We start from the raw sequence: 14,677 nt of genomic DNA, 5'->3' as shown, positions 1-14,677 counted from the left end.
AGAAGAAATGTGGGAAGGATTTTTTTAATTGGATGCCGAATGATATTAATAACAGAAGAGATCTAGTGGGCATACAGCATAAGAAAGGGGTGCTCAGAAAATGAAGCAGTGGACGAAAGAAATTGAGATTCACGCTCCGGTGGAAGAGGTGTGGAGTTTATTTGACGGGTCTTTAGAAAATATGCAGAAAATTATGCCTCAGGTGATTGAGCATAAGCCGGTGAAGGTTACGGAAGGCGGGATTGGCAGTATATACCGGCAAAAATATCAAGAAGGCAAGCGTGTAGAGGAATATGAAGTGGAAACGCTCGAGTATATGGATGCACCAGGCAATAAGGTGTTAAAGGTCGGTTTTACGATTGCCAATATGTTCGAGATCACAGCAGCGTACGAGTTAATTAAAATGAATGAAAATAAAACTCATTTCCGCTATACGGCAACGAATAAGCCTCTCAAATGGTATATAAAGCCACTGATTGTGCTGGCCAGCAGCAAGGTAGTCGTGACTTTCGTGGAGCGTGTGAAACGAGTGGCAGAGGAGGAAGCAGCCAGACCAAGTGTAAAATCATAATAATAACGCAGCAGCACGGTCCGCACATGGGACTGTGCTGCTTTTTAGTTATGGTCTCTGAACCTTTTATTCCTCATTTCTTAATTCCATTTCCACTTCACTGTTCAAATTACCTAGTCTTTCTTCTCATTTTAGAAAAAACAGATTAATCACTTTCTAGAAGGGTATTAAGAGTATGGATTCTTTCACAGGAAACTCGGAGATGATGAACTTCAGGAGCATGAAGACTTATATTCATGCTCCAGCGAGCCATTCCGCATGGTTAAATGTAACGTAATTATCTATGTATAGATAAGGGAAAGGAGCTGATAAAATGGCAAAAATGAAGCACGCCAAAGATTTTTTAGATATTAAGCTAGGTAAATATTATATTTTTTTTAGAAAAAGATACAAAATCGTTAGTATGCTTAATGATCTATCCACGGGGATATTATTTTTAACAGGGAGCATATTATATTTATTTGACCCACCCATTCAAACCATAGGAAATGTATTTTTTATATTAGCTAGTTTTCAGTTGCTCATGCGGCCGATTATCCGTATTATTCACGATTCCAGTCTGAGACATTATTCAGCCAGATATATAAAGAAGCCCGATAAAAATCAAGAAAAACACGCTATCGTAACCGATTCTACAGATCACTCTTCCAGTCAAAAGCATTCATTCACGTATCGTAAAAACCAGCGGTAATAGATAGACCATTAGAGTTAACCTATAAACCAGAAGTGGACCTCGGCCTTATCATCTTTTTCACATATGTCAAAGAATAATAAATCAATTAGCAGGTATAAATGAAGTGGAGGATGGAGGGTGAGGTACATTTTCATTCTATGAGAAGAACGTTATACCCGCAGTCTAAATTAAAAATCCAGTCTATAAATACTTCATGCACCTGCTTTTGAAGCAACCATTCAAGGTACTTCAAATCATAAAGCTGTTTTTCAATTTTTCGTTTTTTTATCTTTACTTCAGCGGTATATCCTTCTTTAATAAACTCTTTTTCGAGTCCCCCGAGCACCCCGTAATGATAGACAACTATGATATGATCACTTGGCCAATATGCTTTTGTCCCTTCCGGCTTTTTTTCCTCCTTGGCTATTAAATCATTTAGTTTTGTTTCCACTTCGAAGCAGTTTAAATTCCAGAAATTTTCCAGGGGAGTTAAAAACTCCCGGATATGAATAGAGAAGAAGCCTTTCTTGATGGAAACATATACGGAGCCTGGTCCTTTGCTAAAATAATCTTTAAATCTTTTAACAATAATACTGGCTGCTCTATGTTCAAGAGACTGACCTGTTTCTTCCAATCGAAACACTCCTTTACTTGAGTAATTTTTTTGATAAAGGGTAGATTCCGATGCTTTGAATAACTAAAGAGAGCAGAACAGCTGCAAAGGTAAGAGATATTAATACGTCAGCATTTGCAGTATTCTGAGCGGACAGACTGAGTATTAAAAAAACAGACATCGAACCTTTCAGGCCTGACCAGCTGATAAGAGTAGCTTTTCTCCAGCTGATACTATGGCGCCAGGCGGGGAAAAGCTTAATGGATCCGGTGATGATGATAAACCTAACTACTATTGAAGCCATAAATATAAGCACAGCCAAGCCCCAGTAATGAAACGACAAATGCCCGGCAGCCTCAATTCCGATGAGTAAAAATAACAAGGATAATATAGAAATCTCCACAATATCCCAGAAGCCGTCCAACGACTCCCTGAAGTGATCCTCTTTTATGGATCTCCCAAATTCATAGGATAAAACTATCCCGGCAAAAACTGTCGCTAATACACCTGAAAAACCAAAATGTTCGGCAAGGTGGAAAATGCCATAAGCGACAATAATGCTTAACATGACCTGATATTCACGATGGTGAGTAAAATGGACTGCCTTGCTGAAAATCCAGCCTACAAGTACGCCAATAATAATTCCGCCTAAAGATACATAGAAAAATTCCCCCAGAAAACCTCCAACAGAAAAAGAAGTATCATTAAGGTATATCCCTAAAATCACAGAGAATATGACAATGCTCGTTCCGTCATTTATAAGCGACTCTCCTTCCACAACTTCAGCCAGCATTTGGTCCTTGGAAGATTTCTGTAATATGGAAACAACGGAGACAGGATCTGTAGGAGTAAGAATGGAAGCTATTAATAAGGCTCCAATAAATGATAATGGAAGAAACATACTCCCCAGAGCATAAATGAGTACTCCTAAGATAATGACAGTCAGCATAAGACCAATGCTGGCCAAAAAACCAATGATGCCGGCATTCTTTTTCAGAGAGGAAGGCGAAAAATGATACGCTGATGTAAAAAGCAGTACAGGTAAAAAAACATGATATATCATGGTCTCTGTTACTTCTATAACAGAAAAATACGGCACAAAATAAAGCCCAATACCTATAAGTACCAAAAGAGGAGGAACAGGTATTTTTTCTTTTATCTTATCCAGAGTGAAAATCACATACCCAATAAATAATAAAAGAATAATAGCTGAAATTGACATAGAATATCTCCCTATTATTATGTCTATTACTGCCTTTCCTAATTTGAAGAGTTATCCTACTCCTTCACTTCAATTCTTTAAATTAAACAATAACCAAAAAAACTAAATAAATTACCTATTTTTATTTGTTTCTTCATAAAACTTTAGTTTCACATTTTTAGTAGCTTTCTAGAAAAAATTAATGATTGTCTGCTATAGGCGCGGCGGGGGGAAAACATCGATTTCCGGTGGAAAAGGACTCGGAAACGTGGAAAAGAGATCCACCCGCGTGAAAGCGGGCAGTTGAGGTGGAAAGCGAAGCTGGAAGAGAGGAAACGCTCACCGGAAACGCGGAAACCGCACCCAGGCGAGTGGAAAAATTCCCAGTATGGTGGAAAACCTAAGATGGCCGGGGAAATCAACCGTTTCCGGAGGAAAAGAACTCGGAAACGTGGAAAAGAGATCCACCCGCGTGAAAGCCGGCAATTGAGGAGGAAAGCGAAGCTGGAAGAGAGGAAACGCTCACCGGAAACGTGGAAACCGCACCCGGGCGAGTGGAAAAATACCCAGTATGGTGGAAAACCAAAGATAGCCGGGGAAATCAGCCGTTTCCGGAGGAAAAGGACTCGGAAGCGAGGAAACGGCATCCACCCCCGCATCTCCTGTTTCATCAGATTTCCATACTATCCATTTTTATCACCATCATTTCTGTTCTCCAGAAAGAGCACAATCGTGATGGTTAAAATGACACAAATAACGATTTTGATTAAACTGAAAATTGGTGAAAACAACACTGCCAGTCCTACTCCAAGAGCAATTATTCCATACAGCGGAGTTTTGTAGGCAAACTGGCCGAGCACCCCGCCGAATATAGCTGGAAGGACAAATTCGAAGGCTCCCTCGATTGGCGCTGGCAGGACAGAGATGATATAAGAGCCGCTGATAATCACAGAAATAATTACTACGATATTGACGAGCGACGCCACAGCGATGGCGAGAGCCCCGGAGATTTCCGCTTTTTTTGAGCCTGCCTCTGCGCCGATGGCATTCTGGGCCGCGGCCGAGCAGGGAAGACACATGTTAGCAATGTTTCCGGTTAAAAATGCCATGTATGTGCCGGCGGTGCCAAGGGTGGGGTAATACGTAATCGGCTCCAGCACCCACATAATTCCGATAAAGGCCGCATAGCCGACGACTCCTGCTGCAATCGCGTCCCAGCCTGGATGATGGTTTAAAATAAAAGAAAGATAGAGGGGAGGCAGGAGGCAGGCAATGATTAATAGCCACAGCGTCGCGCGTCCCCAAAAATGGGCCTGGCTGTGAAAAGAATCCATGCTTTCTGAGCTGACCGATCCCATTTCTTTTACAGAAACGTTCTTTTCGTTCATAGCCATAAGCTGATTCACTCCTTGAGGGTTAGAAAATGGAAGTAAGGTATCCGCCTGTCATTCCGATCACAAGAGCAATGCCGAGTGCCCATTCCTTCAGCCAATTTACCTTTTTACTGCTGGCGAGCCACATCATCACGGCCATTGATACACCTGAAATAATTGCAGCAGCCGACTGACTTGTCCCGGCAGACATTTCAGCGCTTGCCAGGTAGCCAAAAACGCCGAGCATGGCGGCTGTTGACACGATCCCCATAGCTTTGGCATTTTTCTTTACTACCTTTTTTTGAATGTTTCCAAGTGATTTCGTGAACAGGGCGGTAAAGATCAGCCAGCCTGTTCCACCGAGACACATGGTCCACACGACATTTGTAAAAGCCAGGTTAGAAAAGTTCTCTCCGCCTAAATCTGCGCCAAAAACATCAGCGCCGATGCCGGCTGCTCCTGATTCAGTGGCAGCGGAGCCAATGATGCCAATCCGCATCAAGGTGATCGGCGAGCCGATTAATGTCAAAAGAGACACAACAATAATCGCAATTGCGAAGGACGGTCCTAACGAGCTGATAAATCCAGTTTTAATAGAACTGTTGACCTCGTGCTTGCTCATTCCAATATTTGGAGCTGTCTTAGATGCAATATTCAAAAAAATGACCGCTTGAAAGATAACTATACTGACAACTAAAAAAGCCAGAATCCATAAGGGGCTGCTGTTTGCGGTGCTCATCACTTCCTGCATACATGGTGCCTCCCTTTAGATTTGTTCGTTATACCTTTTCCTGTGTTGCCGCGAAGCTTTCTTCAACTCCTGACAAATAGTTGAATACTGATGCAATAAAGAGCCTGCCGATGTAGAGCATGGCTTTTTCGTCTACATTAAACTTCGGATGATGGTGAGGGTACACATCCTTTTCCTCCAGAGCTCCACCAACCCAGAAAAAACAGCCCGGCACTTCCTTTAGATAATAAGCAAAATCCTCCATACCCATCTGTGCGTCTATGTGTTCTATCATGTCCTTTCCGTACAGCGCCGTCGCTACATTTTCTATCCGTCTGGTTTCGCCGGGGTGGTTGCAGACGGCTGGATATCCTCTCGTGTAGGTGTATTCTGCTTCTGCCCCCAGACCATGGCAGGTGGAGGATGCAATTGATTCGATTGATTTTTCAATCCAGTCCTGAATATCCTTATCAAAGGTGCGAACCGTACCGGTGATTTTCGCTGAGTCAGGAATGACGTTGTAGCCTTCTCCGCCCTTAAAGGAAGCAATAGTCACCACGGCAGGCTTGACCGGGTCAATCTGGCGGCTGACTATCTGCTGGAGGTTGAGCAGCACTTGACTGCCGGTCACTAACGGGTCGACTGTAAAATGCGGAGTGGCAGCATGTCCGCCTTTTCCGGCAATCTCAATTTCGAACGTGTCCCCGTTTGCCATGGCCAATCCTTCTTTAAGCCCAATTTTTCCAAGAGGATGCTTAGAAGAAACGTGAGCACCGTAAACGACATCGACTCCGTCCAGGCAGCCATCCTCGATCATAAATTTGGCACCGCCAGGGATGACTTCTTCTGCGAATTGATGCAAGAATACGACAGTGCCTTCCAGTTTATCGCGATGTTCACTTAATACTTTTGCCGTGCCGAGCAGGCTGGCAGTATGGATATCGTGACCGCAGGCATGCATAATCCCGGGGATACGTGATTTGTATTCAACATCTTTTTCATCCTGGATAGGAAGTGCATCAAAATCTGCCCTCAGCGCCACTGTTTTCCCCGGCTTGTCCCCTCGTAAAATGCCGACGACACCCTTACCGCCGACACCAGTTCTCACGTCCAGCCCAAGATCTGATAGAAAATTCGCAATTTTTCCCGGAGTTTTCTCCTCCTTATGAGACAGCTCGGGATACATATGGAGATCTCTTCGAAACTCAACTAAATCCGGATACAACTCTTCTAATCTCTCAAACATTGGATCGAGCACAGCACATTCTCCCTTTCTTTTCAAAATTAATTGACAAAATATTTCGTGTAGTGCCATTTTACATCACGTACAAGTGAAAAAATCAAGTGTATGGTCAATATTTCTGCTTAACTTTTCTAAATAATGAGAAAATTAATCATAAATATTGCATATAAAGGATAATTGTTCTAAGTTTGTTGAATTTAAAATTCCAGAGATGGTAGAAGAAAGATTGAAAATTTCTCCATGCATTGAAACAGACAAACGGATGGAGGCGTACATGTAAAAACAGGTATTATATGGGGGTGGCATGATTGCGAGTACTGGTTTTCATTTTTACTTTCTCCTGTATTATCCTACTATGAAAAGTAGATCACTTGACCTCTTCCAAAGAGTCAAACGGCGATACTTGGGAAGTTTATCTACTAGCTGAGGTATTTGGAATATTGATTGGTTATGCTATTATCATGTTTGCTCTGATATATGTTGTTTTAACAATGTAAACTCAAAGAAAATACGTAGGAGTGGAATAAGTTATGCCTGCGATCCGCGAATTACCAAGGAATAAATTTCATCGATGCGTTCCGCTTCTCGAGCATAATCGTCATACAGAAGTGGAAGCTATCGTAAAAGAAAACAACACGGGGAGAATTTTCGTTGATAATCTTCTTTCCCCGCAGTCTGGAATGGTCTGGCAGGGGAACAATGACGGCTTCTTTTTTATAGGGGATGCTCAATCCGAAATCTTTTATCACGAACTGTCATCATTCATCGATACTATTATTAGGCAGGAAATGCTCGCAATGGAGCTTGAAGAATTCGAAATGATCGGTACTCATCCTGGCTGGAATAAGATGTTTCCGACTTTGTTTCCAGATCGTTCCCTGCAGCAATGGGAGCAGCATGTCTACACCTTTGAGGAGAGCTCTCATTTCCCGGAACTGCCGCCTCTGCATGAAAAATATAAAATAAAAAGGATAACAGAAGCTCTTTATGAAAGTAAATCCTATATCAATATTTCGTATATCCACCGAAAAATAAAGGAATCATGGCTTTCCGCAGAAGCATTTTTTGAAAAAGGCAGGGGATACTGTGCAGTGGATGGAGATGAGATAGTAAGCCTCTGTTATACTAATTATGCCGCAGATAGGAAGCAATGTATTGCAATTGAGACCTCCGAAGCCCATCAGAAAAAAGGACTTGCTGCCAGAGTGGGACTGCATTACGTCAAGGATTGTATTCAAGAAGGACTGATTCCGTACTGGGACTGCATGGCATCCAATGAGGCCTCTGCTGCGTTAGCGCGAAAACTTGGCTTTACTTATCAATTCAGCTATAGTGGATATGAATTTTCTTACGGTGAGAAAAAGGAGACCGTCTAATGAATGAAGAAAGAGTATCAAGTGAGATATCGTAACAATACGAGGAACAGGTGACGACACGTGAAAAGAATTTATATAATTTCAGGACCGGCTGGAGCCGGAAAATCAACTACTGCAAAAATGCTGGCAGAATCCCTGCCGCAAAGCGCTTACATAGAAGGAGATGTCGTCAATCATATGGTGGAAAGCGGGTATCTGCCGCCGTGGGAAAGCAGTGAGCAGCTCGCTTTGACATGGCAGAACATTGCGGGGCTGGCGGTCCAATTCCTTCAGGCAGATTATGAGGTAGTCATTGATTATGTAGCGTTTCCTCAAGAAGTGAAGCGTTTTTCGAGCTTCGTCGTAGACGCTGTTGAAAATGTAGAGATCATTTATGTGGTTCTCTGGGCAGATAATGAAGTGCTTCTGCAGCGCGATGCACAAAGAGAGCCGGACCTGCAGATGGGGAGCCGCTGTCTTGAGCTTGTCGAGGAGCTGACAGCTTCCGGAGTGCCGGACCGATTTTATTTTGAGACGAGTCTCATTACCTCCGAAGATATACCTTTCATGCTAGAAAAAATAAAAACTTCTCCCGATTTTGTGTATTTATCGTATCAAGCGTTTCTGTAGGAATACAGTGACGCTTTTTTACTTTTATAAAAAATTACATGCATCATTTTTTGGGTGGGAAGATATATTGAAGATGGTGCTTTTATAAAGTACAAAAATAAATTTATTTTTTTCAAACAGTTGGCACTTTCAAAACGTTATCTAGATGAAAAGGGGGGAGAGGGGTGGAATTTAAGCAAATCTTTGAACAATTAAAGCCTGACCTCTTCCGCTTTGCAAGGTCGATTGCCCGCCACGAGCAGGAAGCAGATGATTTGGTGCAGGAAGCAGCAGTGAAAGCAATGGCTGAGGAAAACCTTGGAGAATTACCACACTATAAGCAAAAGGCCTGGTTTTTCCGCGTTATGAAAAATCAAATGATTGATGAGCGACGTAAAGAGAAACGAACAACTGCCTGGGAGGACCATTTGGATGAAACACTTCCAGCTGCCACCGCTGGAAACCATCTCGAGATGGTGGAGCTGTTATCCTCCCTGCCGGAGGAGTTGAGTGATATCCTCTTTAAACGCTATTGGCTCGGGCTATCCAGCCAGGAAATCGGCAGTCAGCTTGAAATGCCTGCGGCAACCGTACGCTACAAGCTGCATACTGCAGTCAAAAAATTACGGAAAAAATTAGAACGGGAGGGATGAACGATGAAAAATCAAACCATCGGCAATGTAGGAATGCTGAATTTAACGAGTGCTACCGAAAAAAGTATCGCTCATATTGCCCGTATTGAAAATGTGGGATTAATCATATACAGACGAGAAAATGCGCATCTATTGACAAAATTGAATATCGGCAATGTAGGGGAAACGCTGGAGATAAAGGACGACTATTCGTTCCATAATGGAAATTTAACAATGGATCATGAGTATTTTCAGTCGATTACATCCCCTATCAATCTGGTTGTGAATGGTATTCTAACGATCGCAAAAGACGTAGAAGCAGAAGAAATACGCGAAAAAATTGCAAATCTGAGGGTTCATGGAATGATTTTTGCCCCAGGACACCTTGGCGGGGTTATCCAGCAGGTAGCGGAAAGTGTATCCGGCTCTGTGGAAACTTATAGCCACATGCCTCCACGTATGAAAAACGGGAAATTTCAATTAACGACTGCGGTGCTTCAATCAATCGACGAGCCGGAGAGGCTTATGGTGAATGGCGTCCTGCTGCTTCATCCGTCTCTTGATATGGAGCTTTTCAAGGAGAAAGTCGAAGGAGTTACGATTAATGGCAAGGTGGTGCTGAATGAAAACCAGATGCCTGATTTTCACCAGAAGCTTTCTGTTTTAAATGGAAAAATGGACGTCACTCCTGCAGGATTTCAACATGTGACGACCACTCTTAAGCTCTCTTCGCGTTCCCTGAAGCGGTTTAAGCAGGCAAAGCTCTACACGAAGAAACCGATTTTTCTAGAAAAGGATGTGTCCCGGGAAGCATTTGTCAATGCGGTGACTGCGCTCGAATCCAGCTCGCTCATCGTCTGTCCGGAGCATCTCGAAGATCTCGTTTATGAATGCTGTCCGTCCCTTGAAGCGGAAGTGCTGCCATTTGAACATCACTACCATTTTATTGATGGGGAAGAAGATTGGACGAATGAACAGTTTTCAGCTTACGAACAGCCATTGGCTCTGATTGTGGAAGGGCAGCTCAAGCTGAATGAGAAGGTAAATCCAGAAGTGGTAAAAGAAAAAATTGCATCGCTTGATGTAATCGGGGAGGTTGTGGTTTCCTCATCTGCGTTGAAAGGAGTGCTGCAGCCGCTGATAAGGCTGAAAGAGGGTGCGATTTCCGATGCTTCCGAGAAAGAGATGCGTTCAAGTCTTGCCAATATAGGAGAGTTATCTCTTTAAGAAAGAGGTGCTTCATGTGTTAATTCCTGATAAAAATACGGTACACCGGCGAATGGTAGAATTTGAAAAAGAAGCCGTTAATTATAGATGCTTTAGAAAAGAGAAAAAGAGAAAAAAAACAACAGCAAAAAAAGGAAAAGACACACTGGATAACAAAGTAAAGAAGCCAGCCTAGCTGATAGGCTGGTTTTTCTTTTCATTTTTCAGCGTTAAATAACATCTAGTGCAGAAAGGAGAATGTAATTATGGACCAAGTCCGGCTTATTAAACCTACTGTTTATTACCAAAAGGAGTATATGGAGTTTTATAATGAATGGATTGAAAGTGGGGAACCGATGATTCCATGGGTAATAGCTGAAGATCCAGCAGACTTTTCATGGATGCTTCATATCTTCATGCCCATGCAGCCGGCAGAGAGCTTCCTGACGGGTGGGTGCCTCATTCCACATTTTGGTTGTTTCATGCGGAACAGAAGCTGATTGGAGTTGTAAACATCAGACATACGCTGACGAAGATGCTTTTTCAGAGCGGCGGCCACATAGGTTATGGCATCCGCCCATCGGAAAGGCGGAAAGGCTACGGCGGTGTACTGCTGGAATTATCCCTTAAAGAGGCAAAAAAAGCCGGCATCACGAAGGCGCTGGTTGTCTGCGATGATTGGAATACTGCATCAGAAAGAACAATACGAAAAAACGGCGGGACAGCCGATGAAGACTTTGTAGAAAACGATGGTAATATCGTAAAAAGATTCTGGATTTCGTTATAATATTTCAAAGAAGCTGGAAGAACGGAATGGATAAGTAAGACAAAAAGCCTTCAGTGATATCACTGAAGGGGGGCGTTACCACCTGAGGGGACCCAACCATCGCCGTACCGTTTCTGCTTAACATCATTTGTTTCCTTCGCTATGGAAGGCTGGTCGCTTCGCGGCAGGCCTGTTTCCTCAGAAACTTCACTTACACACCAGACGTGTAAAGCGAAATAGTTGTTATACATCCTCAGCCCACTATTTAATTGTTTCGTAATCGAACCCTTCTTCAACTCCTTCGAATCGTACAACCAGAAGGTGTTACGATAAGGAAACCTAAATGGTTGAGCCTCCTCAAATGACAACGCTTTCAATTATACTTATGTAATACCCGCTTCTTTATTTTTAAAACCTATTTTTTTAAATTTATTTTGAGAATAATTTTCATGAAATTTTCACAGCAGCGTCCTGTAGGAGTCGTCGCCTTACGCTACAATCGAATGATTGTGTTTTACATTGATTCAATTGTTTAAAGAATATTAATGTAAAGTTTAAGAATGAGAGGCAAGTGGTCAGCATTGCTAATGCTTAAGCAAAGGTACTTTCGTGCTTCCCTCCTGTTTCAATGACACGTGGAGATCCAATGCTCGGTTTATCGACGCGAAAAATATCTCCTGAGTGCTCTTTATTCCGAGAGCGTTCAATTGTTCATGCAGCCATGCTTCATCGACGCCATGCTCGTGCAGTACTTTACTATATGTATGTCCTTCCATAATAACGGGGACAGCTAAGCCTGAATCTGAAACATTTATGCCGAGATCTTCCGCTGTCACTTCCAATTTCTGAGGCTTTTTCAGCACACTTAAGGAGCCGTTTGATTCCACAACCGCTGTTTCCACATCTTTAAGGTCAAAGACACCTTTTTCACGAAGCATCTGCAGAATATTATCGATAGAGTAGTTAATTGCTTTGAGATTTTGGTTAAGCAGCTGGCCTTTTTGTACCACAATCGTTGGTTCAAAGGTGATTATTCTTCCAATTTTACGGTTAGCTGTTTTCAGGCGTGCTGCCGTTTTTTGAAGGAGAGCAATCAGAATAATAGCTATCGCAGTGGGGAGGTGTTCGATTTCTGGATTCGCAATATCGGCTCCTACCACTGAGCCAAGTGTGAGAATTACTAAAAAATCAAAGATAGGAAGCTCGCCAATTGCACGCTTACCCATAAAAATACCTACAAATAACAGCAGCGGCAGGATCGTAACGACTCTACCTAAAACAATCAAACCATCCTTCATCAACTGTTCCATATGGTCATTCCCTGCCTTTCAAAAATCCTGTTTAGTGGCGTAGAAGAGGTATATGCATAGCCTGATTATTTTTCGGAGATATATGAAGCTCATAGCGCCGGTTGATGGAGGCATAAAAAACTTCAGTGATATCTGTAATTCCTTTTTCGTTCAGCTTCTGCATGAGCCAAGATTCATCCAATTTAAAATCTGTCAGGACACTGTGTTGAATTTCTCCATCCATTACCACTGGCAGTGCAATAAGAGAGCCGGCAGAATGGACTTCCAAATCCTCTGCCGTTACTGGACGATGAGTTGGCTTCAATAATACACTTAACGCCCCATTCGCTTCGATGACGGCGGTTTCCACCTCCCGCAGGTCAAACACGTCTTTCTCGCGCAGCATCTGCAGTAGATTATCAATGGAATAATCAATCTTTTTCAGGCTCTGATCGAGCATGATGCCATCCTGAACCACGATAGTTGGCTCAAAGGTAATTAATCGGCCTGCTTTCCGGCTCGAAATTTTAAAGCGGGCGACTGCTTTTTGAAGGAGTGCTATAAGCACAATTGCAATAACTGTCGGAATATGCTTGATTTGAGGGTCAGCAATATCTGCTCCAACCACTGCCCCGAGAGTAAGGATGATTAAAAAATCAAAAATAGGCAGCTCTCCGATCGCACGTTTTCCCATAAATATGGTTACTGCCAACAACAGCGGCAAAATCGTCACGATTCTGCCAAGTACGAGCGCAGAATCCTTTAAGGTTTCAACCATTTAACTTTTCCTTTCTATTAGTGATATGGAATTACAAAAAGACCATCATCGGCAACCCATTCCGCAAGCAGCACGTCGTCAATTTTATGCAATCCATTCGCACGCAGCTCTGAATGAAGCCATTGTTCATTCTTTTCTATTTCTGCAAGATCTTCTCGTCTCAACTCCCCGTCCCGGATAATTGTTATTGGTACATACACCGGCTGTGGCGGCATTTGAAAATCCTCCTGGGTCGTTTTTTGGTACTGGGATTTTTTTAAAATACTAATCGATCCATTAGGCTCAATATATGCATAAGCCACCTCGCGGATGGAAAACACTTCACTCTGGCGTAGAAGACTTTGCAGCTGTGTGATATTCATCCTGCTCTTTTTGAGAGCATTAATATCTAACTTCCCCTCTCGAATGACCATCGATGGTTTACCTTCAAATGCTGAACGAAGAGAAAAATTCTTCCATCCACTAAACTCTACAATAAAAAGCAATGACCCCCACACCATAATGGAGAACAAAATGGGGAGGAGTCCGACATTTTTGTCGTATACCGCGTTTCCAAGCAGTTCGCTTAGAACAATCGCGGCTATAAATGTAAAAGGGGTGATTTGGTCAATGATTTTTGCTCCAAGCCATTTGATGAGGATAAATAATGCCACAAATCCTGTGACTAATTTAATTGCTATATCTGTTATTTCTATCACTGGCTTCCCCCCATGGTTGAAATAATAAATTAGTAGAAAATGGCTTTTATCAGCTTTACCAAGCGAAAAAGTAAATATACATCACGAGAAGAGCAGCACCGATTTTCAAAAGCTCACTTGACATATAACCAAATGGTTTCATATATTAGGTGAGGAGGAATCATACAAGTGCCAACAACACCCGAAATCCGCAAGCAGACAGTTTTTAAAGCAGATATTCAAAAGGTATGGGATAAGGTAGCCACTGCGGAAGGGATGGAAGCGTGGTTTATGCCGAATGATTTTAAGCAGGAGGAGGGAGGAGAATTTACAATTCAGTCTCCGTTTGGACCGACGCCCTGCAGGGTATTGGAACTCGATCCCCCTAACCGTCTTATTTTTTCGTGGGGACAGGCCGGCTGGAAAATAGTTATTGAGCTGAAGGACCTTGGCGAAGAAACCGAATTTACTCTCATCCATTCAGGCTGGGGCGAAGCGGAGGAGGTACTTCCTGGCCCGGGACCGGGGAAAACAAATGAAGAGATCCGCGATACTATGAACAATGGCTGGGATGCGATCGTTTATGAAAGACTTCGAGAAGTAGTGGAAGTGTAATGGCTGAAGCACAAAAGCACGATGTGTTTCAGGCAGTCGCAGATCCAAGCCGCCGTAAAATACTGCAGCTTCTGACAGAGAAGAACATGCCGGTCGCTAAGATTACGGGACATTTTTCGATGAGCCGCACAGCCGTTTCCAAGCATCTCCGCATTCTGGCGGAGGCGGAGCTGGTGGAGTCTGAAAAATTTGGGCGTGAAACCCACTACCGTCTTCAGCCTGAAGGACTGCAGGAGCTGAAGGACTGGCTCTCCTACTTCGAACAATTCTGGGATAATAAATTGGAAAAGCTGCGCTGCATTTTAGAGGACGAAGACTAAATATCCCCCCTTGCTTCAGGGAAGCG

At 42.9% G+C, this 14,677-nt stretch carries 17 protein-coding genes and 1 pseudogene; 10 read left to right on the top strand and 8 right to left on the bottom strand.

Annotation, left to right across the window (positions count from 1 at the left end; all coding sequences use genetic code 11):
- Positions 1–100 precede the first annotated feature (100 nt).
- Both ACE4RR_RS12190 and ACE4RR_RS12185 read left to right on the top strand, forming a co-directional pair.
- Positions 101–571, top strand: coding sequence for an SRPBCC family protein (locus ACE4RR_RS12190; RefSeq protein WP_375535694.1), 471 nt, complete (start codon positions 101–103; stop codon positions 569–571).
- Positions 572–884: 313 nt separating this feature from the next.
- On the top strand, positions 885–1,262 hold the full coding sequence (locus ACE4RR_RS12185; protein WP_375535693.1) for a YrhK family protein: 378 nt from the start codon (positions 885–887) through the stop codon (positions 1,260–1,262).
- Between the two features lie 133 nt (positions 1,263–1,395).
- Here the strand turns inward: ACE4RR_RS12185 and ACE4RR_RS12180 are convergent, their stop codons facing one another.
- The 5 genes from ACE4RR_RS12180 to ACE4RR_RS12160 all read right to left on the bottom strand — a co-directional run bounded on the left by ACE4RR_RS12180 (position 1,396) and on the right by ACE4RR_RS12160 (position 6,419).
- The gene (locus ACE4RR_RS12180) at positions 1,396–1,878 is read right to left on the bottom strand and encodes a Na-translocating system protein MpsC family protein (protein WP_375535692.1); all 483 of its coding nucleotides are present in this window, start codon (positions 1,876–1,878) and stop codon (positions 1,396–1,398) included.
- 13 nt (positions 1,879–1,891) lie between these two features.
- Positions 1,892–3,079, bottom strand: a complete 1,188-nt coding sequence (locus tag ACE4RR_RS12175; protein WP_375535691.1) for a cation:proton antiporter — start codon at positions 3,077–3,079, stop codon at positions 1,892–1,894.
- Between the two features lie 662 nt (positions 3,080–3,741).
- Entirely contained in the window at positions 3,742–4,452 is a 711-nt protein-coding gene (locus ACE4RR_RS12170) for a small-conductance mechanosensitive channel (RefSeq protein WP_375535690.1), read from the bottom strand.
- A gap of 22 nt (positions 4,453–4,474) precedes the next feature.
- Complete coding sequence (locus ACE4RR_RS12165) at positions 4,475–5,182, bottom strand: DUF5058 family protein (RefSeq protein WP_375535689.1); 708 nt, start codon at positions 5,180–5,182, stop codon at positions 4,475–4,477.
- Between the two features lie 28 nt (positions 5,183–5,210).
- Positions 5,211–6,419: a M20 metallopeptidase family protein gene (locus ACE4RR_RS12160; RefSeq protein WP_375535688.1), complete on the bottom strand. Its 1,209-nt coding sequence runs from the start codon at positions 6,417–6,419 to the stop codon at positions 5,211–5,213.
- 515 nt (positions 6,420–6,934) lie between these two features.
- Between ACE4RR_RS12160 and ACE4RR_RS12155 the strand changes: the two genes are divergently transcribed.
- From ACE4RR_RS12155 to ACE4RR_RS12130, 6 genes and pseudogenes are all read left to right on the top strand, one after another.
- A complete protein-coding gene (locus ACE4RR_RS12155; protein WP_375535687.1) occupies positions 6,935–7,780 on the top strand; it encodes a GNAT family N-acetyltransferase in 846 nt (281 codons plus the stop codon).
- A gap of 60 nt (positions 7,781–7,840) precedes the next feature.
- Positions 7,841–8,389, top strand: coding sequence for an AAA family ATPase (locus tag ACE4RR_RS12150; RefSeq protein ID WP_375535686.1), 549 nt, complete (start codon positions 7,841–7,843; stop codon positions 8,387–8,389).
- A 164-nt stretch (positions 8,390–8,553) separates the two neighbouring features.
- The gene (locus tag ACE4RR_RS12145) at positions 8,554–9,021 is read left to right on the top strand and encodes an RNA polymerase sigma factor (protein WP_375535685.1); all 468 of its coding nucleotides are present in this window, start codon (positions 8,554–8,556) and stop codon (positions 9,019–9,021) included.
- 3 nt (positions 9,022–9,024) lie between these two features.
- A complete protein-coding gene (locus ACE4RR_RS12140; RefSeq protein ID WP_375535684.1) occupies positions 9,025–10,227 on the top strand; it encodes a hypothetical protein in 1,203 nt (400 codons plus the stop codon).
- Positions 10,228–10,243: 16 nt separating this feature from the next.
- Positions 10,244–10,402, top strand: a complete 159-nt coding sequence (locus tag ACE4RR_RS12135; protein WP_375535683.1) for a hypothetical protein — start codon at positions 10,244–10,246, stop codon at positions 10,400–10,402.
- 70 nt (positions 10,403–10,472) lie between these two features.
- Positions 10,473–10,993: pseudogene (locus ACE4RR_RS12130) on the top strand (GNAT family N-acetyltransferase).
- A gap of 563 nt (positions 10,994–11,556) precedes the next feature.
- Here the strand turns inward: ACE4RR_RS12130 and ACE4RR_RS12125 are convergent.
- From ACE4RR_RS12125 to ACE4RR_RS12115, 3 genes are read right to left on the bottom strand one after another with little or no spacing between them, the layout of a single operon-like run.
- Positions 11,557–12,282: a DUF421 domain-containing protein gene (locus tag ACE4RR_RS12125; protein WP_375535682.1), complete on the bottom strand. Its 726-nt coding sequence runs from the start codon at positions 12,280–12,282 to the stop codon at positions 11,557–11,559.
- 31 nt (positions 12,283–12,313) lie between these two features.
- Positions 12,314–13,039, bottom strand: coding sequence for a DUF421 domain-containing protein (locus ACE4RR_RS12120; RefSeq protein ID WP_375535681.1), 726 nt, complete (start codon positions 13,037–13,039; stop codon positions 12,314–12,316).
- Positions 13,040–13,056: 17 nt separating this feature from the next.
- The gene (locus tag ACE4RR_RS12115; protein WP_375535680.1) at positions 13,057–13,737 is read right to left on the bottom strand and encodes a DUF421 domain-containing protein; all 681 of its coding nucleotides are present in this window, start codon (positions 13,735–13,737) and stop codon (positions 13,057–13,059) included.
- 162 nt (positions 13,738–13,899) lie between these two features.
- On the opposite strand from ACE4RR_RS12115, the gene ACE4RR_RS12110 reads away from it, so the two are divergent.
- Entirely contained in the window at positions 13,900–14,331 is a 432-nt protein-coding gene (locus tag ACE4RR_RS12110; RefSeq protein ID WP_375535750.1) for an SRPBCC family protein, read from the top strand.
- Positions 14,331–14,651 (top strand): ArsR/SmtB family transcription factor, encoded by a 321-nt coding sequence (locus ACE4RR_RS12105; protein ID WP_375535679.1) that lies wholly within the window; start codon positions 14,331–14,333, stop codon positions 14,649–14,651. The genes ACE4RR_RS12110 and ACE4RR_RS12105 overlap by 1 nt, the downstream gene beginning before the upstream one ends.
- Positions 14,652–14,677 lie beyond the last annotated feature (26 nt).

Source organism: Alteribacillus sp. HJP-4, from assembly GCF_042139015.1.
GTDB lineage: Bacteria > Bacillota > Bacilli > Bacillales > Marinococcaceae > JBHIKY01.
This window is presented reverse-complemented; position numbering and strand designations above follow the sequence as displayed.